At 72.2% G+C, this 20,926-nt stretch carries 18 protein-coding genes; 10 read left to right on the top strand and 8 right to left on the bottom strand.

All coding sequences use genetic code 11. The features are described 5' to 3' along the window. Positions 1–6: 6 nt before the first annotated feature. Together ACP6CK_RS19395 and ACP6CK_RS19390 are read right to left on the bottom strand one after the other, a co-directional pair. Positions 7–618 carry a GntR family transcriptional regulator gene (locus tag ACP6CK_RS19395; protein WP_426959953.1) on the bottom strand — a complete coding sequence of 204 codons (612 nt, stop codon included), beginning with the start codon at positions 616–618 and terminating at the stop codon, positions 7–9. Between the two features lie 52 nt (positions 619–670). Beyond that, positions 671–1,633 carry a Bug family tripartite tricarboxylate transporter substrate binding protein gene (locus ACP6CK_RS19390; RefSeq protein WP_426954946.1) on the bottom strand — a complete coding sequence of 321 codons (963 nt, stop codon included), beginning with the start codon at positions 1,631–1,633 and terminating at the stop codon, positions 671–673. A 212-nt stretch (positions 1,634–1,845) separates the two neighbouring features. Here ACP6CK_RS19390 and ACP6CK_RS19385 point away from each other — a divergent pair, with 212 nt between their 5' ends. The 6 genes from ACP6CK_RS19385 to ACP6CK_RS19360 all read left to right on the top strand — a co-directional run bounded on the left by ACP6CK_RS19385 (position 1,846) and on the right by ACP6CK_RS19360 (position 10,137). Beyond that, a complete protein-coding gene (locus ACP6CK_RS19385) occupies positions 1,846–2,958 on the top strand; it encodes a DUF2252 family protein (RefSeq protein WP_426954945.1) in 1,113 nt (370 codons plus the stop codon). 319 nt (positions 2,959–3,277) lie between these two features. After that, positions 3,278–5,551 carry a polyribonucleotide nucleotidyltransferase gene (pnp, locus tag ACP6CK_RS19380; RefSeq protein WP_426954944.1) on the top strand — a complete coding sequence of 758 codons (2,274 nt, stop codon included), beginning with the start codon at positions 3,278–3,280 and terminating at the stop codon, positions 5,549–5,551. Positions 5,552–5,658: 107 nt separating this feature from the next. Beyond that, on the top strand, positions 5,659–7,059 hold the full coding sequence (locus tag ACP6CK_RS19375) for an NAD(P)H-dependent flavin oxidoreductase (RefSeq protein WP_426954943.1): 1,401 nt from the start codon (positions 5,659–5,661) through the stop codon (positions 7,057–7,059). A 327-nt stretch (positions 7,060–7,386) separates the two neighbouring features. Beyond that, the gene (locus ACP6CK_RS19370; RefSeq protein ID WP_426954942.1) at positions 7,387–8,145 is read left to right on the top strand and encodes a hypothetical protein; all 759 of its coding nucleotides are present in this window, start codon (positions 7,387–7,389) and stop codon (positions 8,143–8,145) included. Between the two features lie 153 nt (positions 8,146–8,298). Then, complete coding sequence (locus ACP6CK_RS19365; RefSeq protein WP_426954941.1) at positions 8,299–9,312, top strand: mannonate dehydratase; 1,014 nt, start codon at positions 8,299–8,301, stop codon at positions 9,310–9,312. Positions 9,313–9,387: 75 nt separating this feature from the next. Then, positions 9,388–10,137: an SDR family NAD(P)-dependent oxidoreductase gene (locus ACP6CK_RS19360; protein WP_426954940.1), complete on the top strand. Its 750-nt coding sequence runs from the start codon at positions 9,388–9,390 to the stop codon at positions 10,135–10,137. Between the two features lie 21 nt (positions 10,138–10,158). Here ACP6CK_RS19360 and ACP6CK_RS19355 read toward each other — a convergent pair whose 3' ends face one another. From ACP6CK_RS19355 to ACP6CK_RS19340, 4 genes are read right to left on the bottom strand one after another with little or no spacing between them, the layout of a single operon-like run. Then, entirely contained in the window at positions 10,159–11,841 is a 1,683-nt protein-coding gene (locus ACP6CK_RS19355) for a class I adenylate-forming enzyme family protein (RefSeq protein WP_426954939.1), read from the bottom strand. After that, positions 11,834–13,096 (bottom strand): acyl-CoA dehydrogenase family protein, encoded by a 1,263-nt coding sequence (locus tag ACP6CK_RS19350; protein ID WP_426954938.1) that lies wholly within the window; start codon positions 13,094–13,096, stop codon positions 11,834–11,836. The genes ACP6CK_RS19355 and ACP6CK_RS19350 overlap by 8 nt, the downstream gene beginning before the upstream one ends. 1 nt (position 13,097) lies before the next feature. Next, entirely contained in the window at positions 13,098–13,862 is a 765-nt protein-coding gene (locus ACP6CK_RS19345; RefSeq protein WP_426954937.1) for an alpha/beta fold hydrolase, read from the bottom strand. Further along, on the bottom strand, positions 13,859–14,902 hold the full coding sequence (locus tag ACP6CK_RS19340) for a 2,5-dihydroxypyridine 5,6-dioxygenase (RefSeq protein WP_426954936.1): 1,044 nt from the start codon (positions 14,900–14,902) through the stop codon (positions 13,859–13,861). Before ACP6CK_RS19340 ends, ACP6CK_RS19345 begins: the two co-directional genes overlap by 4 nt. Before the next feature lie 114 nt (positions 14,903–15,016). On the opposite strand from ACP6CK_RS19340, the gene ACP6CK_RS19335 reads away from it, so the two are divergent. Further along, the gene (locus ACP6CK_RS19335; RefSeq protein WP_426954935.1) at positions 15,017–15,673 is read left to right on the top strand and encodes a DsbA family oxidoreductase; all 657 of its coding nucleotides are present in this window, start codon (positions 15,017–15,019) and stop codon (positions 15,671–15,673) included. Between the two features lie 91 nt (positions 15,674–15,764). On the opposite strand, the gene ACP6CK_RS19330 is transcribed toward ACP6CK_RS19335, so the two are convergent. After that, entirely contained in the window at positions 15,765–15,929 is a 165-nt protein-coding gene (locus ACP6CK_RS19330; RefSeq protein WP_426954934.1) for a DUF3309 family protein, read from the bottom strand. Positions 15,930–16,310: 381 nt separating this feature from the next. Here ACP6CK_RS19330 and metK point away from each other — a divergent pair, with 381 nt between their 5' ends. Continuing rightward, a complete protein-coding gene (metK, locus tag ACP6CK_RS19325) occupies positions 16,311–17,498 on the top strand; it encodes a methionine adenosyltransferase (protein WP_426954933.1) in 1,188 nt (395 codons plus the stop codon). 139 nt (positions 17,499–17,637) lie between these two features. After that, positions 17,638–18,369 carry a tRNA (guanine(46)-N(7))-methyltransferase TrmB gene (trmB, locus tag ACP6CK_RS19320; RefSeq protein ID WP_426954932.1) on the top strand — a complete coding sequence of 244 codons (732 nt, stop codon included), beginning with the start codon at positions 17,638–17,640 and terminating at the stop codon, positions 18,367–18,369. Here the strand turns inward: trmB and guaD are convergent. Continuing rightward, on the bottom strand, positions 18,327–19,694 hold the full coding sequence (gene guaD, locus ACP6CK_RS19315) for a guanine deaminase (RefSeq protein WP_426954931.1): 1,368 nt from the start codon (positions 19,692–19,694) through the stop codon (positions 18,327–18,329). The genes trmB and guaD overlap by 43 nt on opposite strands. 99 nt (positions 19,695–19,793) lie before the next feature. Between guaD and ACP6CK_RS19310 the strand changes: the two genes are divergently transcribed. Continuing rightward, positions 19,794–20,753 (top strand): Bug family tripartite tricarboxylate transporter substrate binding protein, encoded by a 960-nt coding sequence (locus ACP6CK_RS19310; RefSeq protein WP_426954930.1) that lies wholly within the window; start codon positions 19,794–19,796, stop codon positions 20,751–20,753. The last annotated feature ends 173 nt before the right edge of the window (positions 20,754–20,926 follow it).

The raw sequence follows: 20,926 nt of genomic DNA, 5'->3' as shown, positions 1-20,926 counted from the left end.
CCTGCTTCATCGCGCAGGCCCCGGGTTCACCAACGCCAACCGCGCCGCGAAGGCCGCCCGAATGTGCCGCCGCGCCGCCTCCTCGGCCGCCGCGGCATCGCGCGCCGCGATCGCCTCCACGATGGCCGCGTGCTCCTCCACCGCCGCCCGGCCGCGCGCGGGCAGGCGCAGCGTCGTGCCCGCCAGCAGGGCGAGCGACAGGCGCAGGTTGTCCAGCATCCGGTCCAGGATGCGGTTGCGGGCCGAGAGGTGGATCTGCCGGTGGAAGTGCCGGTTCGCCGGCGCCAGGGCCGCGGGGTCGTCGGCGATGGCGCGGTCCCGCTCGACCATGTCGCGCAGGATCGCCACCTCCGTCGCTGTCGCGTGCTGGGCGGCCAGGCCCGCCGCCGTGCCCTCCAGCACCTCCCGCATGTGGTAGAGCTCCACCGTCTGAGCGTAGTCCAGGCTCGCCACCACGGCGCCGCGATGTGGTTCGTGCGTCACCAGCCCCTGGGATTCCAGCCGCTTCAGGGCTTCCCGCACCGGGGTGCGGGAGAGGCCGAGGTCGCGCGCCAGCTCCGCCTCCCGCAGCCGGGTCCCGGCGGGCAGGCGGCCCTCCTCGATCGCGGCCAGGAGCAGCGCGTGCGCCTCCCCGCCCGAAGACCGGGCCGGCGCCGCGCGCGGGTCGTCCTTAGGTATTCGTCACCCCCGCCTGCCGCACGATGGGGCCCCAGCGGTCCCATTCGGACCGGACATAGGCGTCCGTCTCGTCCGGTCCCATCCAGATCGGCTCGGAGGCGAGGTCGGTCAGCCGCGCGCGGATGTTCGCGCTGTCCAGCAGCCGGCGCGAGGTCTCGGCCAGCCGGTCCAGGATCGGCCGCGGCGTGCCGTGCGGCGCGAAGAGGCCGGTCCAGGAGCGGACGACGTAGCCCTCCACCCCCTGCTCCGCGATGGTCGGGTAGCTCGGGCGGCTCCGCAGGCGCTCGCTGGTGGCGAGGCCGAGCAGCCGCACGCGGTTCCCCTCGATCGCCGGCAGGACGGTGGGCAGGTTCATGACCGCCACCTGCACCGTGCCGGCGACGATGTCGTTCAGCAGCGGCCCGCCGCCGCGATAGGGGACGTGGGTCATGTCGATCCCCGTCCGCATCTTCAGCAACTCGCCTGCCAGATGGTTGCTCGTGCCCGTGCCGGAGGAACCGAAGCCCAGCCCGGGATTCGCCCGCACCTTCGCCAGGAGTTCCTGCACGTTCGACACGCCGAGCGAGGGGTGCGCCACGAGCGCGTTCGGCACGTCCACCCACATGCAGGCGGCCGAGAGCGCCTCGCGCGGGTCGTAGCCCTGATTGGGCACCACGAAGTGGTTGAAGATGTGGTTGGAGGCGGAGGAGACGAGCAGCGTGTGCCCGTCCGGCCGCCCGCGCGCGACGGCGGCCATGCCCACGGCCCCGCCGCCCCCGGCCCGGTTCTCCACGGGGAAGGCCTTGCCGCCGAAGGTCTCGGCGAAGCCCGGGGACATCAGCCGGGCGACCACGTCGTTCGAGCCGCCGGGAGCATAGGGCACGATGAGGGTGACGGGCCGGTCGGGCCAGGACTCCTGCGCCCGGGCGATGGCGGGCGCGGCCAGGGCGGCGGCCAGAAGAATGCGGCGTTGCATGGTCTCACTCCCCGGGATTCGTTGAAGCCGGTCTTAGCGCAGCTTCGGCCCCGGCGGGAAACGCGCCGCGCCATCCCCGGTCTCGTTCTCCTTGATCCAGGCTCCTTGATCCGGGCTCCTTGATCCGGGCATCGCGTCGGGCAGGATGCGCCGGAGCCTTCCATGACACCGCCCCGCCCTGGCCCCTGGCCACTCGCCGCCGGCCCCCGCCGATGAGCCCCGCGGCGCGGGAGGTCGCCCGCCTGACGCGCGCGCACGAGGCATGGCAGCGGCCGTTCTTCAGGCCGGTGGAGGCGGCGCTGCGGGAGAAGCGGCGCCGGATGGCGCGGGATCCCGTCGCCTTCCTGCGCGGCGCGGCGCATCTCTGGCCCGCCCAGGCGCGCGCGGCCGGGTTGCCGGAGGAACCGCGCCTCCTCACCACCTGCGACCTGCACATCGAGAACTTCGGCACCTGGCGCGACGCCGAGGGGCGGCAGGTCTGGGGCATCAACGACCTGGACGAGGCGTCCGAAGGGCCCTTCGGCACCGATCTCCTGCGCCTCGCGGCCAGCGCGTTGCTGGAGGAGGAGCGCAAGCCCGGGCGGCTCGGCTCCGACCCAATCGGGCACATCCTGGCCGGCTACCGCGAGCGGATCGGCGAGGGGCGGCCGCGGCCCTTCGTGCTGGAGGACCGCCACCCCGTGCTGCGCGACCTCGCCGCCCTCGACGGTGCGGGATCGGCGGCGTGGTGGCGGAAGCTCGACCGCGACAAGGCGATCCGGCCGGAGCCCGTGCCGCAGGCCGCGCGCGACCTTCTGCTCTCCCTCCTGCCGCCAGGGGCGGTGCCGCACCGGATCGGGCCGCGGGAGGCCGGGCTGGGCAGCCGGGAGCGCCCCCGCTTCGCCGCCATCGCCGAGTGGAACGGCGGCTGGATCGCGCGCGAGATCAAGGCCGCCGCCCCCTCCGCCCTCCGCACCGGGGAGGCGGGGCTGGATCCGCTGGCCGACCACATCCGGCTGGACGCGCTCGCCCGTGCCGTGCGCGATCCCTTCCTGCGCCTGACCGGGGGCTGGATCGGCCGCCGCCTGTCGCCGGAATCCGACAAGATCGAGCTCGACCGGTTGGAGGCGGACCGCGACCACCCCGAGGCCATCCTGACCGCGATGGGCGGGGAGACGGCGAACCTGCACCTGATCGCCGCCGGGCCGGACCTGCCCCGCACCGCCCTGGCCACGCTGGGCGAGGGCGACGACCGGCTGCGGGAGGCGGCCGCGGCCGCGGCCCGCGCCGTCCGCCAGGACCACGCCGCCTTCCGGGAGGCGCTGGACGAGGGCCTGCTGGACTGAGCCGCCGTCCCTGGCGCCGATTTCACTGGCCTTCCGCCCCCCCAGCGGCCATATACCCGCCGCCGGGCGCGCCTTCAGGGGTTCGCCCGCCCTCCGCGCACGCGGTGGGCTGACAGGAACCGGCCGCGCCGCGGCGTTTCCGGCCACATGGATACCCGCCGCGGAAGACCCGCGCGCGGACCCCATGCCGCCCGAAGCGCCGGGCATCCCCGCATCTCTCGAAGGAGGGCCGGGGAATGGCGGAAACCCCCTTCACCCCCCGCGTCCGCACCACCGCCCCGACCGGCATCCGGCCGTGCGGGGCCGACAGGACGTTCGCATGTTCGACAGCTACTTCCGCAAGGACATCCCCTGGGGCGGCAAGACCCTGACGCTGGAGACGGGCAAGATCGCCCGCCAGGCCGATGGCGCCGTGATGGCCCGCCTCGGCGACACCATCGTGCTCTGCACCGTGGTCGGCGCCCGCTCCGTAAAGCCGGGCCAGGACTTCTTCCCGCTGACCGTGAACTACCAGGAGAAGGCCTTCGCCGCGGGCAAGATCCCCGGCGGCTTCTTCAAGCGCGAGGGGCGTCCCTCCGAGAACGAGGTCCTCGTCTCCCGCCTCATCGACCGCCCGATCCGCCCCCTGTTCCCGGAGGGCTTCCGGAACGAGGTGCAGGTCGTCGCGACCGTGCTGTCGCATGACATGGAGAACAACCCCGACATCGTCGCGATGGTCGGCTGCTCCGCCGCCCTGACGATCTCGGGCATTCCCTTCTTCGGCCCGATCGCCGGCGCCCGGGTGGGCTACGCGGCCGGCGAGTACATCCTCAACCCGACGCTGGAGCAGGTGAAGACGAGCGAGCTCGACCTCGTCGTCGCCGGCACCGCCGAGGGCGTGCTGATGGTCGAGTCCGAGGCGAAGGAGCTGTCCGAGGCCGTGATGCTCGGCGCCGTCGAGTTCGGCCACAAGTCCTTCCAGCCGGTCATCCAGGGCATCATCGAGCTGGCCGAGGTGGCCGCGAAGGAGGCCTGGAACGTCGCCGAGACGTCCGAGGCCGAGACCGCCCTGAAGGCCCGCATCGCCGAGATCGGCACCGCCGACATGGCCGAGGCCTACAAGGAGACGGTCAAGCAGTCCCGCTACGCGAAGGTCGGCGCCGCGAAGAAGGCGATCGCCGCGAAGCTGGAGGAGGAGGGCTACGACGCCGCCGCCGCCAAGGGCCTGCTGAAGGATCTCGAGGCGACGGTCGTCCGCAACGCGATCCTCGACACGGGGCTGCGCATCGACGGCCGCGACACGAAGACCGTCCGTCCCATCGTGGCCGAGGTCGGCATCCTCCCGCGCTCGCACGGCTCGGCGCTGTTCACCCGCGGCGAGACGCAGGCCTTCTGCGTGGCGACGCTGGGCACCGGCCAGGACGAGCAGATCATCGACGCCCTCGCGGGCGAGTACCGCGAGGACTTCATGCTGCACTACAACTTCCCGCCCTACTCGGTCGGCGAGACGGGCCGCATGGGCTCCCCGGGCCGCCGCGAGGTCGGGCACGGCAAGCTCGCCTGGCGCGCCGTTCACCCGCTGCTGCCGGAGAAGGAGAAGTTCCCCTACACGATTCGCGTCGTGTCGGAGATCACGGAGTCCAACGGCTCCTCCTCCATGGCGACGGTCTGCGGCACCTCCCTGTCCCTGATGGACGCCGGCGTGCCCCTGAAGCGCCCCGTGGCCGGCATCGCCATGGGCCTGATCAAGGAGGATCGCGGCTTCGCGGTGCTCTCCGACATCCTGGGCGACGAGGACCACCTCGGCGACATGGACTTCAAGGTGGCCGGGTCCGAGGCGGGCATCACCGCGCTGCAGATGGACATCAAGATCACGTCCATCACCTTCGAGATCATGCGCATCGCGCTTGAGCAGGCGAAGGACGGGCGGATGCACATCCTCGGCGAGATGGCGAAGGGCCTGAGCGGCTCCCGCACCGAGGTGGCGGCCACCGCGCCGCGCATCACGGTGATCACCGTGCCGAAGGACAAGATCCGCGACGTGATCGGCACCGGCGGCAAGGTGATCCGCGAGATCGTCGAGCAGACCGGCACGAAGATCGACATCGAGGATGACGGCACGATCAAGATCGCGTCGAGCAGCACCGAGGCGACCCAGGCCGCGATCGACCGCATCAAGGGCATCACCGCCGAGGCCGAGGTCGGCCAGATCTACACGGGCACCGTGGTGAAGGTGGCCGACTTCGGCGCCTTCGTGAACTTCCTCGGCGCCAAGGACGGCCTCGTCCACATCTCCGAGCTCGGCCAGGAGCGCGTCAACCGCACGGGCGACGTCGTCTCGGTGGGCGACAAGGTGAAGGTGAAGGTCATCGGCTTCGACGACCGCGGCAAGGTGAAGCTGTCCATGCGCGTCGTGGACCAGGCCACCGGCGCCGACATCACGGAGCAGGTCGGCGCCAAGCGCCCCCGCCCCGAGGGCGAGGGCGGCGAGGGCGGCTTCGGGGGCGGTGAGCGCCGCGACCGGGGCGATCGCGGCGATCGTGGTGGTGACCGGGGCCCGCGCCGGGACCGCGGCGACTTCCGCGACCGTCCGCGCCGCGAGAGCGTGGAATAAGCACCTCATCCCGGGCGGGGGGCCTGTTCGAGTCCCCCCGCCCGGACCATATGCGCGCCTCGTGACGGTCCCATGACCGTCGGTGGATCCCAGGGAAAGAGACGGCGTTGAAGACCATCAACCCCATCCGGATGGGCGGCGTTGAAGTCCTTCCCCTCGTGGAAGGCGGCAAGGGCGTCTCCGCCTCGAACGGCGCCTCCTGCGGCAATTGGGCGGCGGAGGGCGGGGTCGGCACCTTCTCCGCCGTCAACGCCGACAGCTATGACGGCAGCGGCCAGATCGTCCCGCAGCACTACCACGGCCGCACCCGCCGGGAGCGGCATGAGGAGCTGGTGGCCTACGGCATCGCCGGCGCGATCGCCCAGGCACGGGAAGCGCATGAGCGCAGCAACGGGCAGGGCCGCGTCCACGCGAACATCCTGTGGGAGATGGGCGGCGCCGAGCGCGTGGCCCGCGGCCTGCTGGAAGGCGCCAAGGGCCTGATCCACGGCATCACCTGCGGCGCCGGCATGCCCTACAAGCTGGCCGATATCGCCCGGGAATACGGCGTCCACATCTATCCCATCGTCTCCTCCGCCCGCGCCTTCAACGCGCTGTGGAAGCGCGCCTACTCCAAGGCGGCGATGTGGCTGGGCGGCGTGGTCTACGAGGATCCCTGGCTCGCCGGCGGCCATAACGGCCTCTCCAACTCCGAGGACCCGCGCCATCCGGAGGACCCCTTCCCCCGCGTGCTGAAGCTGCGCCAGCAGATGCGCGAGTTCGGCCTGGGCGACGTCCCCATCATCATGGCCGGCGGCGTCTGGTGGCTGGAGGAGTGGCAGGACTGGATCGACAACCCGGAGCTCGGCCCCATCGCCTTCCAGTTCGGCACCCGCCCGCTGGTCACGCGTGAGAGCCCGATCCCCGATTCCTGGAAGCAGCGCCTTCTCACGCTGAAGCCGGGCGACGTGTCGCTCCAGAACTTCTCCCCGACCGGCTTCTACTCCTCCGCGGTGCGGAACGAGTTCCTGATGGACCTGGAGGCGCGCAGCCACCGGCAGGTCGCCTACACCGCCGAGCCGATCGGCGAGCACTCCGCCATGTACGGCGTCGGCCCGCGCAAGCGCCCCGTCTACCTCGTGCCGGCCGACCTCGACCGGGTCCGCGGCTGGGAGGCGTCCGGCTATGTCGAGGCGCTGCGCACCCCCGACGACACGCTCGTCTTTGTCACGCCCGAGGATTCGCGCCAGATCCTGAAGGATCAGGTGGATTGCATGGGCTGCCTCTCCCAGTGCCGCTTCTCCAACTGGTCGCAGCACGCGCCGGACTACACGAACGGCAAGAAGGCGGACCCCCGCAGCTTCTGCATCCAGAAGACGCTGCAGGACATCGCCCATGGCGGCGACACCGAGCGGAACCTCATGTTCGCCGGCCACAACGCCTACCGCTTCGCGGCCGACCCCTTCTACTCCAACGGCTTCATCCCGACCGTGAAGGAGCTGGTCGGGCGGATCATGACGGGGCGGTAGCCTCTCTCCTCGGGGAGACGGCGCGCGGACGCCAGGCGTCCGCGCGGGACCATGGCCGTGAGGGGCCGGGTTAGCCCGACGTCGTCCACCCCGAGCCGGCCCACCGGGAACCTGCATGGCGGGATGCCGGGCGCGGCGCATCCACGCCACGGAAATGTCATCCCCGGCCATTAACCCGGGATGGTGCCATCGCTGTCTTCTCCCGGCCATCGGGGCTGCACGTCGGTGCGGTCCGCGAGGCCGGACCGCGTGCACGTTTCACTTTCCAGAACATGCCGGACCGGTTCATGCTGCCCTCGTTGGCACCACGTTCCGAAAGGTTCCCGTATGTCCGGTCAGCTCAGCTCGGCGCGCTCCTATACATCCACGTCGGGCAACACGAGCGTCCCCGTCTCGTCATCCGTGACCCCGAGCGGCTCGTCGGCGGTCTCATCCTCGGCGTCGTCCACGATCTACACCGCGGGCAAGCTGGGCAAGAGGTTCGATGCCCTGGTCAAGGGAAAGCCCCGCTACGATCCCGCCCTCCGCCGGGCGGGCGACGTCTTCTTCCACATCATCGACGACAACGTCGGCCACACCAACATGACCACCTCGGACACGACGAAGAAGGTGGACTCGATGGACGGCTCGGGCGTGCGCATCGTTCCGCTGACCATGGATTCCAGGAACGCGATCGTCTTTCGCTTCCATGATGCCGCTGTCGCCTTGCGGGCGGCGAAGCTGGCCGAAGGCTGGGCCAACAGCTACGACACGGCGACCAAGAAGTACGGCAACGAAGGCGTCGGCTACTCCGGCGGCCCGTCGCTCGGGATCGGTGTCACCGGACGGGTGATCGGTGCCCTCATGGGATCGAGCCACTTCGGCAAGGGGGCCAAGGCGCGCCTGCTGAAGTACCAGAACCGCACGGGCATGAAGCCGCGCAACGTCATCTGCTCGGAGATGTGCATCCTGGCGTTCCAGCTCAGCATGGCCGAGACGGATGCCGGCTTCATCAAGCTGGATGCCAAGCACTCGATCCCCACGACCTTCTTCAAGTACCTCCTCAACGAGGGGAAGAACCACTGGACCATCGTCGCCCGGCGGTAGTGCCGGGTGACCGGGGGTGGATCAGGGCCGGGGGAGTGACCTCCCCCGCCAAACGGATACGTCTCGACGCCCTTCTCTCATCATCCCCCCGCGGAACGGGCTTGAGCTGGTTCGCAAAACGGCGGGGAATGCCTTCCGGACAGGGAGGACTCCATGCACGTCGGCACACAGGTTCCCGCGCGGGACGATGACGACTTCCGCGTTCTCGCGCAGTTGGGCGTCACCCATGTCTGCGCCGATCCGCCCGGCAACCCGCATGACTGGACATTGGACGTGCTGCTGCGCCACCGCGAGCACGTCGAATCCTTCGGCCTGTCGCTCGACATGGTGCAGCTCCCGCTCTCCTCCCGCCCGATCGAGGAGTCGCGCAGCCCCGACATCCTCACCGCCGGCCCGGACCGGGATCGCCAGATCGATTCCATCAACCGGCTGATCGACAACCTGGCTCGCGCCGGCATCCCCGCGGCCAAGTACAACCTGAACATCATCGGCATTCCCCGCACACCGCTGGAACCGGGGCGCGGCGGTTCCCTGAACGAGGCCTTTCGCTGGGACCGCGCCGACCACGCGGCGCCGCCCACGATTGCCGGCATCCTGCCGGAGGAGGAGAACTGGGCGCGCATCGATTATTTCCTGGAGCGCGTGGTGCCGGTCGCGGAGGCGAGCCGCGTCCGCCTGGCCTGCCACCCGCATGATCCCTACACCCCGCCCGGCTATCGCGGCGTCACGCGCGTGCTCGGCACGGTGGAGGGGCTGAAGCGCTTCGTGGGGATGCGGGAGAGTCCCTATCACGGCCTGAACTTCTGCGTCGGCACGCTGGGCGAGATGCTGGACGATCCGGCACGGGAGATCGGCGCGGTGATCCGCTGGTTCGGGCGCCGTGGGAAGATCTTCAACGTCCACTTCCGCAACATCCGCGGCGGGAGGCTGAGCTTCATGGAGACCTTCCCGGAGGAGGGCGACATGGACATGTGGGAAGCCCTGAAGATCCTCGACGAGGTCGGCTACGCCCACATGCTGATGCCGGACCACGTGCCGAAGATCGCCGGCCGCGACCCGCGCGGGGAGGCCTTCGCCTTCTGCTACGGCTACATCCAGGGCCTGCTCCAGGCGCTGGGCCACCCGCCCTTCGCGCGGCCCCGTGTCCACCCTTCCGCGGCAGCCTGATAGAAAGAGAAGGGGTCCGGGGGGATCCTTCCCCCCGGCCTTGCTTCCCACACGAGATCAGACACAGGCGGACCCATGGACTTCGAAGGCAAGCGCGTCGTCATCACCGGGGCTGCCGGCATCCATGGCCGCTGGTTCGCCACCGCCTTCGCGAAGGCCGGCGCCCGCCTGTGCCTCTCCGACAACCGCGCGGACGCGCTGGCGCGCACGGTGACGGAGCTCGGCCTCGATCCCGCCCGCACCCTGACCCACGCGACGGAGCTGATGGAAGAATCCTCCATCGCCGAGCTCGCGGCGCTGGTCGCGCGGGAATGGGGCGCGCCGGACATCCTGCTGAACAACGCCGGCATCTATCCCGGCAAGCCGCTGCTGGAGACAAGCAGCGCCGAGTACGACGGGATGTTCGGCATCAACTGCCGCGCGCCCTTCCTGATGGCGCGGGAGATGGCAAAGCTGATGCTGGCAGCGGGCGTGCGCGGCAACATCATCAACATCGGCTCCGGGGCCGCGCGCAAGATGCGGCCGGGCCGCGTGCTCTACTGCACCTCCAAGACGACGCTGGAGCGGCTGACGAAGGGCTTCGCGCTGGAGCTCGCGCCGCAGGGCATCCGCGTGAACCTCGTCGAGCCTGGCTTCGCGGCGGGATCGGAGGTGAGCCCGCTGTCGGAGAAGCACATCACCGACACGGTGGCCGGCATCCCACTGGGCCGCGTCGCGGCGCCGGAGGATGCGGCGGAGGCCGTGATGTTCCTCTGCTCCGAGCGCGCCGCCTACATCACCGGCGCGGTGCTGTCGGTGGAGGGCGGCAACTCCATCCGGGCCTGACGGCCGGGCCCCGGCGGCGGCTCAGGCCGTCGCCAGCGCCCGGAGCGCGGCGCGCTCCACCTTGCCCAGCGCGGTGCGGGGCAGGGCGGTCACCGTGACCACGTGATGCGGCTGCTTGAAGCGCGCGAGCTTGCCCTCGAAGTGGCGCAGCACCGCCTCGGGGTCGTAGCCCGGGCCGGGGACGACCACGGCCACGGGCACCTCGCCCCAGCGGGGGTTCGGCACGCCGCAGACGGCGCCGTCCGTGATGCCCGGCGCGGTCATCAGCACCCGCTCCACCTCGGCGGGATAGACGTTCTCCCCGCCGGAGATGATGACGTCGCCGATCCGCCCCGCCAGGCGGTACCGGCCGGAAGCGTCCAGTTGCGCCGCGTCCCCGGTGCGGAACCAGCCGTCCCGGATCGCGGCCGCCGTTCCCTCGGGATCGCGGAGGTAGCCGCGCATGAGGTTCGGGCCGCGCACCGCGATCTCCCCGATGCGGCCGGGGGGCAGGGGATGCCCCGCCTCGTCCTGCACCCGCACCTCGCAGAGCGGCGCGGCGCGGCCGATCCCGCCCGGATCGGCCAGCGCCTCCGCCGGGCTCTGCGCCAGGGCGATGGGCCCGGTCTCGGTCGCGCCGTAGATGCCCTGCACCGGCACGCCCTTGGCGTGAAAGGCCTCGGCCAGCGGCGCCGGCACGTCGGAAGAACCGGCGCCGACCGCGCGCAGCGCGGACAGATCGGCGCCCGCCCAGTTCGGGTGGGCGATCAGGGCGGCCATGATGGCGGGCACCAGCAGCGACAGGCTCGGCCCCTCGCGCTCCACCGCGTCGAACCAGGCTTCGGCGTCGAAGCGGGAATGCAGGGTGACGGTGGCGCCGACCATCAGCGCCGGCAGGGTCTGGATGCAGAGACCGCCGACATGGAACATCGGCAGCACGGTCAGGACATGGTCCTCGGCGGTCAGGTCGAAGACGCGCACCGCGTTGCGCGCGTTCGCCACGACGGCGGCGCCGTCCAGGACCGCGCCCTTCGGACGCCCCGTGGTGCCGGAGGTGTAGACGACGAGCGCCGGGTCCTCCGCCGTGCCGGGCGCGACGCCGGCCTGGCCGGCGGGCAGCGGCGCGGTGGGGTCCATGACGTAGTCGCCCGGCGGCATCCCCGGTGGCGCGAGGGATTCCGCGAGCGGCGCATAGCCCGGCAGCGCGAGGACCAGACGCGCCGCCGCATCCTGCAGGATGAAGCCCAGCTCCGGCGGCGCGAGGCGCCAGTTCAGCGGGAGCAGCGCCGCGCCGAGACGCGAGCACGCCATCAGCGCCACAATCTGCGAGGGGTGGTTGTGGCCGAGGAAGGCGACGACGTCGCCGCGCCCGATCGCGCGCGCGGCCAGCGCGGCGGAGAGGTCCCGCGCCGCCGCGTCCAGCGCGGCGAAGGTCGTCACCGCGCCGTCGTGGCGGATGGCCGCGTCCTCCGGACGGTGCAGGGCGGGCCAGGTCCAGGGCGGGGGATAGGCGGCGCGGTCGGGATCGGGCGGCAGGGCGATGGATGCGCGGTGCGCGCGCGGCGCGGCGCCGGGCGCGATGGCCGCCAGCAGGGAGGGGGCGGCCGGCGCCGGCGGCACCACCCGCACCGGCCCGGCGGGAGCGATGCGCTCCGGCCCGCGCAGCGCCCGGGCCAGGTTCTGAAGGGATCGGCCGGGAGCCTGGCCAGGGGGGTGATCAGTCATCGGTCTCGCCCCGCTCATACAGCGCGTCCCGTCCAATGCGGTCGAGGCACAGCTCGGCGGTCCAGGGCAGCATGAGGCTGCCGCAGCGGCTATCGCGGAAGATGCGCTCGAGGGGAAGGGACTTCAGCATCGCCTGCCCGCCGCAGGTCCGCACCGCCAGGGACGCGATTGCGTGCGCGTTCTCTATCACCGCGTGCTGCGCGGCCCAGGCGCGGAGGACGGATTCCTTCGCCGGATCGGGCCCGGCCTCCGACACCGCCTGGAACCAGAGGGCCTTCGTGCCCTCCAGCATGACGCGCATCTGCGCGACGGCGATCTGCTTGGTGGGATACATGCGCCGCTTCACCGGCGGCATCCCCGGCACCTCGCCGCGAAGGTAGGCGACACAGAAGTCATAGGCCGCCTGGGCGAGGCCCATGTAGGTCGGCGACAGCGTGAGGAACATGTGCGGCCAGCGGATCGCCGCCTGGGCATAGGCGCCTTCCGGCATCAGCAGCGCGCTCTCCGGCACGAAGACGTCCTTGAACAGAAGCGTGCGGGACACGGTGCCGCGCATCCCCAGCGGGTCCCATTCGCCCACGACGCTCACGCCGGGCGCCGTCGCGGGGATGCCGAGGTAGAGCGTGTCGCGCCGGCTCGGCTTTCCGTCGCCGCGGTCCTCCGTCGCCAGCACGCCGTAATGGTCTGCGTGGCCGGAGAGGCTGGCGAAGATCTTCTTCCCGTTCACCACGAAGCCGCCGGGGACGCGGCGCGCCAGCGTGCCGAAGGCCGCGGCACCGGCGGCCGCCGCCCCGCCCTCGGAGAAGGGCTGGGAATAGATCGCGCCGTCCCGGACGATGGCCGCGAACTGCGCGCCGCGTCGTGCGCGGTGGGCGGCGCGCGCGTCCTCGTCCATCGCCAGGTCGTCGGTCAGCGGCCCGGTCCAGAGCGTGGAGCAGACATGCATGTTCCAGGTCAGCGCCGTCGCCCCGCAGGCGCGCCCGAACTCGGCGGCGGCCAGGGCGTAGCCGCGGAATCCCGCGCCCATCCCGCCCTCCTCCCGCGGGATGCAGATGGCCAGCCAGCCCTCCCGCGCCATGTCGCGGTAGTTCTCCTCCGGGAAGCTCGCCTCCCGGTCCCAGCGGGCCGCGCGCGGCGCCAGCACCCGTGCCGAGAAGTCCCGCGCGCGCGCCGTGAGCTCCGCCTCCTCCGGTTTCAGGCGCCAGGACGCGGGATCGAAGATCGGGGCGGCCACAACCGCGGGCAGCGCATCCATCTCAGGCAGCCTCATCCAGGAAGGGTCGCAGCGCGGCGTTGAAGGCGTCCGGCCTCTCCAGATGCGGCAGGTGGCCGGCGCCCTCGATCACGGCCAGTCGCGCGTCCGGCAGCGCCGACTGCATCCGCGCCATGCCGCGCGGCGGAGCGATCCGGTCCTCGCCGCCCGCGACCAGCAGCACCGGCATCCGCAGGTCCGCGAGGGCGTCGCGCCGGTCGAAGGTCGTGAGGCAGGCCACCGTCGCGCGATACGACGCTTCCGGCACCGCGGCCATGGCGGCGGTCGCGGCCGGCAGCGCCGCCGGATCGGGATCGGTCCCCAGCATCCCCGCCGCCAGCCCCGGCGCGAGGTCCGCGAGCCGCCGGCCCTCATCCAGCGGTCCGATGCGCGCCCGGACGAAGCTCTCCGCGAAGGCCGGATCGCGCGACCCGAAGGCCGCGGACGTCGCCACCAGCGCCAGCCGCCGCACCCGCTCCGGGTGGGTCGCCGCGAACTCGATCGCGATCATCCCGCCGATCGAGTGTCCGAGCAGATCGGCCTGCTCCAGCCCCCGCGCATCCATGAGTGCGAGCAGCGCCTTCGCCAGCGCCGGAAACGTCACCTGCGGCAGCGGCGCGGATTGCCCATAGCCCGGCATGTCCCACGCAAGCACCTGCCGCCCGGACAGACCCGGCAGCACCGGCCCCCACAGCCCGCCATTCCCACCGATGCCGTGCAGCAGCAGGACCGGGGAACCCGCCCCGCTGACATGCGCGTGCGGGATCAAGCGGCCAGCATCCCGTCCCGCACCACCACCTCCTCATCCAGCGCGATCGTGCAGCCCCGCAGCGGCAGGTCGAAATGGCCCTCGGTGAAGCGGCCCGCGAACTCGTTCGCCCCGGTGGAGAAGAGGAAGTTGCCCGCCGCGCAGCGCTGCTCCGTCCCGTTCGTGTCGCGCGGCCCGTACATGGCCAGCGACTCCCACCGCGCCCGCGGGTTCAGACCCCAGCCGACATGCGACACGGCATAGGCGCCGCGCCCGCCCTCCTGCTCCGCGAAGGCCGAGAGATACCGCCGCATCAGCTCCGCATCCGTCCCGGACCCTTCGATGGCGGTGACATGGTCGTCCTCAATCACCAGCCGCACCGGCGCCTCCAGGTAGCGCTTGAAGGTCAGGTTGATGTCCCCCGCGTCCAGCACGACCACGCCGCGGACGGACCCGGCGCGCGGGAAGGACACGACCACCCCGCCGGGCCAGTGCGCCACGGTGCCCGGCCGGTCCGTCCATCCCCACACCCCGGCCGTCGCGGCGCCGTCCATCGCGACGGTCAGATCCGTCCCGGCCACCGACGTCACCCGCATCGCCCGCGCCGCCCGCAGCCGCTTCACCGCCGCCTTCACTGGCGCATCATCGCCCACCCGCGGCACCAGCCGCGCCAGCGCCTCCGGATGCTCGTCCGAGACCATCATCACCCGGCTGCCCGCCTTCAGGACCGCGGGCAGCTCCGGCGCGTGCAGCAATCCCTCCACCGTCAGGTCGAGCACCAGCGGGCAAGCCGCCAGCAGCGCCATCGCGCCCGGATGCCCCGCCAGCGCCCGCGACGCGCCCGTGGAGCGGATCGGCAGCGCGTGGGCCGGCGGGCTGGGCAGCAGGCACCGCACCGGCCGGGCCCCCAGACGCAGCGCGGCCAGCTCCGCGAGGTCCAGGTTCAGCGCCCGCGACCCCGTCTCCCCCAGGATCGCCACGGGCATTCCCGGCGCCGCGGCGCAGCGCCGCAGCACCTCGGCAAAGGCTTCGATCCAGGCGTGCTCGATCCGGTCGTGCAAGAAGAAGGCTCCAACGCGGCCGCATCAAAGAACACCCGCGCGTCAGCCGCCAGGGAGGCGACACCGGCCCGCCCCCGCCCCATCTTCCCGTCCCGGAACCGAAGGGATCAGCCCGTGGACGCCTCAGCCAACCCGATCCTGCTGGTCGTGTCGGACACGATCTGCCCCTGGTGCTGGATCGGGAAGCGCCGGCTGGACAAGGCCCTCGCGACCCTCGCGCCCGAGGGCCTGCGCTTCGAGCGCCGCTGGCACCCCTTCATGCTCAACCCCACCATGCCGCCAAAGGGCATGGAGCGCGCCGCCTACCGCGCGGCCAAGTTCGGCAGCCCCGAGCGCTCCGCCGCGATCGACGCCCGCATCACCGCCGAGGGGGCGCGCGACGGGCTGACCTTCCGCTTCGACCGGATCACCCGCACCCCCAGCACCCGCGACAGCCACCGCCTGATCCGCCTGGCCGGTCAGGAGGGCGGCGCGCCCCTGGCCGATGCCGTCGCGGAAGCGCTTTTCTCCGCCTATTTCGCGGAGGGCCGGGACATCGGCGACCCCGCCACCCTGGCCGCCCTCGCCGACGCCGCCGGCCTGCCGCCGGGCCGCGCCGCGGCGATGCTGGCCACGGAAGAAGGCCTCGCCGAGGTGGAGGAGGACGCCGCCCGCGCCGCGGGCCTGGGCGGCGTTCCCGCCGTGGTCCTGGGCCGCCGCCTGGTCATCCAGGGCGCCCAGCCAGCCGAGGAGGCCGCGCTGGCCCTGCGGGACGCCATGGCCGCCGCCTGACCCCGGAGGCGCCGTCTCCCGACCTCGGGCGAGACCGGGGGGTTTCCCCGCCCGCCGGGGCGCGAACGCCCCCGGCCCCGTCAGCGGGGCGTCAGAGCGTGCCGCGGCCGAACAGCAGATAGATCAGCAGGATGATCACCAGCAGGCCCAGGATGCCGCCGAACCCGCCGCCGCCGTAATAGCCGGACCGATACCCGTAATACCCGCCGCCGCCCAGCAGCAGGAACAGGATGATGATGATCAGGAGAAGCGTCATCTCGGGATCTCCGCGCCCTGGCGGCTGATGCCCGCCCGCCCGGCGATCGGACGGAACGGCAAGAGTCCCAGGATCAACAAGGATGACGCGCCGTCCCCGGCGCAGTTTCAGCGGGACGGCACGGCAGCCCCGTGCCCTCTTCGAGCACCGCCGATGCGGGCCCGCCCGGCCCGCCGTCACTTCGTCGCCCGCTCCGCGCCGGCTCCCCGGATTCCGGCGGCCGCCATCACGCCGCCACCGGCCGGAACCCGTCCCGCCGCCCCGTTGCGGCCCGGACCCGGCCGCCTTGACCCCCCCTCACGCGCCTGCGAAACATCGCGCCGCCCGCCGGTCCCGGTCGCGGCACCCCCACACAAAAGCGACAAGAGGCCGAACCACGCCATGCGCGACACGGGCGAATACCTGTTCACGTCGGAATCCGTCTCCGAAGGCCATCCGGACAAGGTGGCGGACCGCATCTCCGACACGGTCCTGGACACCTTCCTGGAAGCCGATCCCTACGCCCGCGTCGCCTGCGAAACGCTGGTCACCACCAACCGCATCGTCATCGCCGGCGAGACCCGCGGTCCCGGCTCCATCACGCCGGAGCTGCTGATCCACCGCGCCCGCATGGCCGTGCACGACATCGGCTATGAGCAGGAAGGCTTCCACTGGAAGCACGCGCACGTGGAATGCCACCTGCACGCCCAGTCCGCCCACATCGCCCAGGGCGTGGACGCCGCCGGCAACAAGGACGAGGGCGCCGGCGACCAGGGCATCATGTTCGGCTACGCCTGCCGCGAGACGCCGGACCTCATGCCGGCCCCCCTCTACTACGCCCACCTCATCCTGCGCCGCATCTCCGAGATGCGCCGGGCCGACGACCTCTCCGTGAAGGGCCTGCTGCCCGACGCGAAGTCCCAGGTCACGCTGCGCTACGTGGACGGCAAGCCCGTCGGCGCCACCTCGGTCGTGCTCTCCACCCAGCACGAGGAAGGCCTCGACCAGGCCCAGATCAAGGCGATCGTGAAGCCGATCATCGAGAGCAGCCTGCCCGCCGGCTGGATGCCCTCCGATGCCGAGCTCTACGTGAACCCGACCGGCACCTTCGTCATCGGCGGCCCGGACGGCGACTGCGGCCTGACCGGCCGCAAGATCATCGTGGATACCTATGGCGGCGCGGCGCCCCACGGCGGCGGCGCCTTCTCCGGCAAGGACCCGACGAAGGTGGACCGCTCCGCCGCCTACGCCGCGCGCTACGTCGCGAAGAACGTGGTGGCCTCGGGCCTCGCCGACCGCTGCACCATCCAGGTGTCCTACGCCATCGGCGTCGCGAAGCCCCTCTCGGTCTATTTCGACCTCCACGGCACCGGCCACGACGTGGACGAGACGAAGCTCGCGAAGATCGTCCAGGACATGGTGAACCTCTCCCCCCGCGGCATCCGGGAGCACCTGCACCTCAACCGCCCGATCTATGTCCCGACCAGCAGCTACGGCCATTTCGGCCGCACCCCGGACGAGGAGAAGGGCACCTTCACCTGGGAGAGGACCGACCTCGCCGACGAGCTGCGGCGCGCGTTCAACCGGTGAAGCAAAGCCGGGGAGAAGGTATTCTCCCCGGACCCCTCATCTATTTGTCTCAGGCTGCCGCGGGACGGTTCGGAACGGTTCCGCGGCGGCCAAACACGTGAAGGAGGGGAGCTCGCTCCCAGCCTTCTCCGATCCCCCTATGACCTACGACGACACCCGCCCACCCCCGCCCGCCGAGGGCATCCCCGACCGCCTCTATGGTCGTCGCCGGGGCCATCCGCTGCGCCCCCGCCAGCAGCGCCTGCTGGACGAGGCGCTTCCGCGCATCACCCTCGCCACCCCGTCCGACCCGAAGGCCGCCTTCGGCCTCGCGCCCGAGGCCCTCTGGCTCGAGGTCGGCTTCGGCGGGGGCGAGCACGCCCTCGCCCTGGCGGAGACGAACCCCGCCACCGCCCTCATCGCTTCCGAGGTCTTCGAGAACGGGCTCTGCTCCCTCCTCACCCGCATCATCCCGGAGGATGAGGAGGCGACCGCCCCACTTCCGCCCAATCTCCGCCTCTGGCCCCGGGATGCGCGCCACCTCCTGGCCGCCCTGCCGGACGGGTCGCTGGACGGCCTCTTCCTGATGTTCCCGGACCCCTGGCCGAAGGCGCGCCATTCCAAGCGCCGCTTCGTCCACCCGGCCCTGCTGCCCCTGCTGGCCGCGAAGCTCCGCCCCGGCGCCTTCTGGCGCGTCGCGAGCGACGACCCGACCTACCAGGCCTGGGTGGCGGAGGTCCTGGCCGACCAGCCCTTCTTCGCCGTCCTGCCCCCGGCCACCGCCCGCCCGGCGGGCTGGCCCCCCACCCGCTACGAGGCGAAGGCCCTGCGCGAGGGCCGCACCCCCCTCTATTGGGAAATCCGCCGCAAACCGCCCGCCGGCACGGCCTGATCATCGGGCCGGTCCGGCCGCATCCAGACCGGCACCCCCGCGACATAGGTCGCCCGCACGCAGCGCTCGTCGCCGAGGGTCATCAGCGCGAAGAGCCGCTCCGCCAGCGTCCCCGCCGCCTCCATCCGGAAGGCCAGCAGGTCCGTCGCGGCGGGGTCCAGCACCACGAGGTCCGCCTCCATCCCGGGTGCGAGGGTGCCGATCCGGTCCTCCAGCCCCAGAGCCTCCGCGCCGCCCCGCGTGGCGAGCCAGAAGCCCTGCTCCGCCGTCAGCCGTGAGCCGCCGAGCCGCGCGACCTTGTACGCCTCCCCCAGCGTCCGCAGCGGGGAGAGGGAGGTGCCCGCCCCCACGTCGCTGCCGATCCCGACGCGCACCGGGCGATCCGCCCGCCGTGCGTCATGCGCGCGGAACAGCCCGCTGCCGAGGAAGAGGTTCGAGGTCGGGCAGTGCGCGAGGCCGCAGCGGGCGCGGTGCAGCGCCGCGAGGTCGCCCTCGGCCATATGGACCGCGTGCCCGAAGACCGCGCCGGGTCCCACCAGCCCGGCCTCCGCATAGACGTCGAGGTAGGAGGCGCGGCCGGGGAAGAGTTCCCGCACCCAGGCGATCTCCGCCTCCGTCTCGCAGAGATGGGTCTGCATCAGCGTTCCCGGCGCGTCGCACCACAGCCGCCCGGCCACCCGCAGGCCCTCGTCGGTCAGCGCGGGCGCGAAGCGCGGCGTGACCGCGTAGAGTGCGCGGCCCCGCCCGTGCCAGCGCGCGATCAGCCGCTCCGTCGCCGCGGCGCCGTGATCCGCGCCGTCCAGCAGGGCAGGGGGCGCGTGGCGGTCCATCAGCACCTTGCCCGCCACCATGCGCGCGCCGACGCGCTCGGCCTCCGCGAAGAAGGCGTCCACGGAGTGCTCGTGCACGGTGCAGTAGACGGCGGCGGTGGTGACGCCCGCGCGGAGCAGGTCCCGCAGGAACACGGCCGCCACGCGCTCCGCGTGGCTGCGGTCCGCGAAGCGGAGCTCCGTGGGGTAGGTGTAGCGCTGCAGCCAGTCGAGCAGCGTCTCCCCGAAGGCGCCGATCATCTCCAGCTGGGGATAGTGGACATGCGCGTCGACGAAGCCCGCGCAGATCAGCGCGTCCGGGTGGTGCGCCACGGGCAGGTCGGCCGGATAGCGTTCCCGTTCCGCGGAATGGCCGCCATAGCCAACGATCCGGCCTCCGCGCATGACGATCAGCGCATCCGGCTCGAAGGCGAGCGAGGTCTCCGGGTCGCCGAGGAAGGGGTCGTGGCGGAAGGTGAAGGCGGGGCCGCGCAGGGCGGTCAGGGCGGGATCCATCTCGGCCATCATGGCAGGGCGCGCGAGAGCTTGAACCCGCCCCGCTTGCGCCGCGCGCGTCCTTCGTGGCGTGTTGCGGCGACATCCGGGGAACGATCCATGCGCCGCCGCCACCTCCTTCCGCTTCTCGCCGCGCCGGCGATCATTGGCCGGGCTTCCGCCCAGGGCCGCGCCATCACCCTCGTCGTGCCCTATGCCGCGGGCGGCGGGACGGACATCGTGGGGCGCGAGTTCGCCCAGATCTTCTCGGAGACCTCGGGACAGCAGGTCGTGGTGGAGAACCGCGGCGGCGCGGCCGGCCATGTGGGCGCCGTCTCCGTCACGCGTGCCAGGCCGGACGGGCTGACGCTGCTCTTCGCGGTCTCCACCAACATCGTCATCAACCCGCACCTGCAGCGGAATGACCGGGCGGACCTCTCGCGCCAGCTCTCGCCGGTCGCGCAGGCGAGCCTCTACCAGTACCTGCTGGTGATCGACCCGCGCATCCCCGCCCAGAACCTTCAGGAGCTGATCGCGGCCGGGAAGGCCTCGCGGGAGGGCTTCACCTATTCCTCGGCCGGCGTCGGCTCGAACAACCACCTCGCCGGGCTGCTCTTCGCGGAAGCGGCGGGGCTGCGGATGGAGCACATCTCCTATCGCGGGACGGCGCCGGCCTTGCAGGACGTGGTGGCCGGGCGGGTCACGATGAACTTCTCTTCCCCGCCGCCGGCGATCCCGCTGGCGCGGGAGGGGCGGCTGCGGCCGATCGCCGTGACGGGCAACAACCGCCTGTCGCAGATGCCGGAGGTGCCGACCCTGGCCGAGGCCGGGCTGCCCGGCATCGTCATCCTCGGCTGGCACGGCATCTTCGCCCCGGCCGGCGTGCCGGAGGCGGAGATGGACCGGCTGGAGACGGCGGCAAACCGCGCCATCCGTGACCCGCGCTTCGCCCGCAGCCTGGAGCGCGACGGGCTGGAGCTGGCGCCCCAGAAGACCCGCGCGCAGTTCCAGGAGGAGGTGCGGCAGGAATACGCCTTCTGGGGGCAGAAGGCGCGGGAGCTGGACCTGCGGGCCGAGTAGGAAAAGGCTGGGGGAAAGTATTCCCCCGGACCCCCATCTAGTTTTTCGAGGCTGCCGCAGAAGCCGGATGTGGGCTCTCCCATCTCCGCCTTCCGCGGCAGCCTGACAGAAAGAGAAGCGAGGGGGTCCGGGGGAGAGAATTCTTTCTCTCCCCCGGAGTCGCCCGCGCCGCC

This window comes from Muricoccus radiodurans, assembly GCF_050154705.1.
GTDB classification, from domain to species: domain Bacteria; phylum Pseudomonadota; class Alphaproteobacteria; order Acetobacterales; family Acetobacteraceae; genus Roseomonas; species Roseomonas radiodurans.
The sequence above is the reverse complement of the archived record's forward strand: the minus strand, read 5'-3'. Positions and strand labels throughout refer to the sequence as shown.

Excerpts from the sequence above, each read along its gene's own strand:
- ACP6CK_RS19385 (WP_426954945.1), top strand. The coding sequence starts at position 1,846 with ATGAGCCCCGCGGCGCGGGAGGTCGCCCGCCTGACGCGCGCGCACGAG.
- ACP6CK_RS19310 (WP_426954930.1), top strand. The coding sequence starts at position 19,794 with ATGCGCCGCCGCCACCTCCTTCCGCTTCTCGCCGCGCCGGCGATCATT.
- ACP6CK_RS19355 (WP_426954939.1), bottom strand. The coding sequence starts at position 11,841 with ATGACTGATCACCCCCCTGGCCAGGCTCCCGGCCGATCCCTTCAGAAC.
- ACP6CK_RS19350 (WP_426954938.1), bottom strand. The coding sequence starts at position 13,096 with ATGGATGCGCTGCCCGCGGTTGTGGCCGCCCCGATCTTCGATCCCGCG.
- guaD (WP_426954931.1), bottom strand. The coding sequence starts at position 19,694 with ATGGATCCCGCCCTGACCGCCCTGCGCGGCCCCGCCTTCACCTTCCGC.
- trmB (WP_426954932.1), top strand. The coding sequence starts at position 17,638 with ATGACCTACGACGACACCCGCCCACCCCCGCCCGCCGAGGGCATCCCC.
- ACP6CK_RS19390 (WP_426954946.1), bottom strand. The coding sequence starts at position 1,633 with ATGCAACGCCGCATTCTTCTGGCCGCCGCCCTGGCCGCGCCCGCCATC.
- ACP6CK_RS19365 (WP_426954941.1), top strand. The coding sequence starts at position 8,299 with ATGCACGTCGGCACACAGGTTCCCGCGCGGGACGATGACGACTTCCGC.
- ACP6CK_RS19370 (WP_426954942.1), top strand. The coding sequence starts at position 7,387 with ATGTCCGGTCAGCTCAGCTCGGCGCGCTCCTATACATCCACGTCGGGC.
- pnp (WP_426954944.1), top strand. The coding sequence starts at position 3,278 with ATGTTCGACAGCTACTTCCGCAAGGACATCCCCTGGGGCGGCAAGACC.
- metK (WP_426954933.1), top strand. The coding sequence starts at position 16,311 with ATGCGCGACACGGGCGAATACCTGTTCACGTCGGAATCCGTCTCCGAA.
- ACP6CK_RS19360 (WP_426954940.1), top strand. The coding sequence starts at position 9,388 with ATGGACTTCGAAGGCAAGCGCGTCGTCATCACCGGGGCTGCCGGCATC.
- ACP6CK_RS19330 (WP_426954934.1), bottom strand. The coding sequence starts at position 15,929 with ATGACGCTTCTCCTGATCATCATCATCCTGTTCCTGCTGCTGGGCGGC.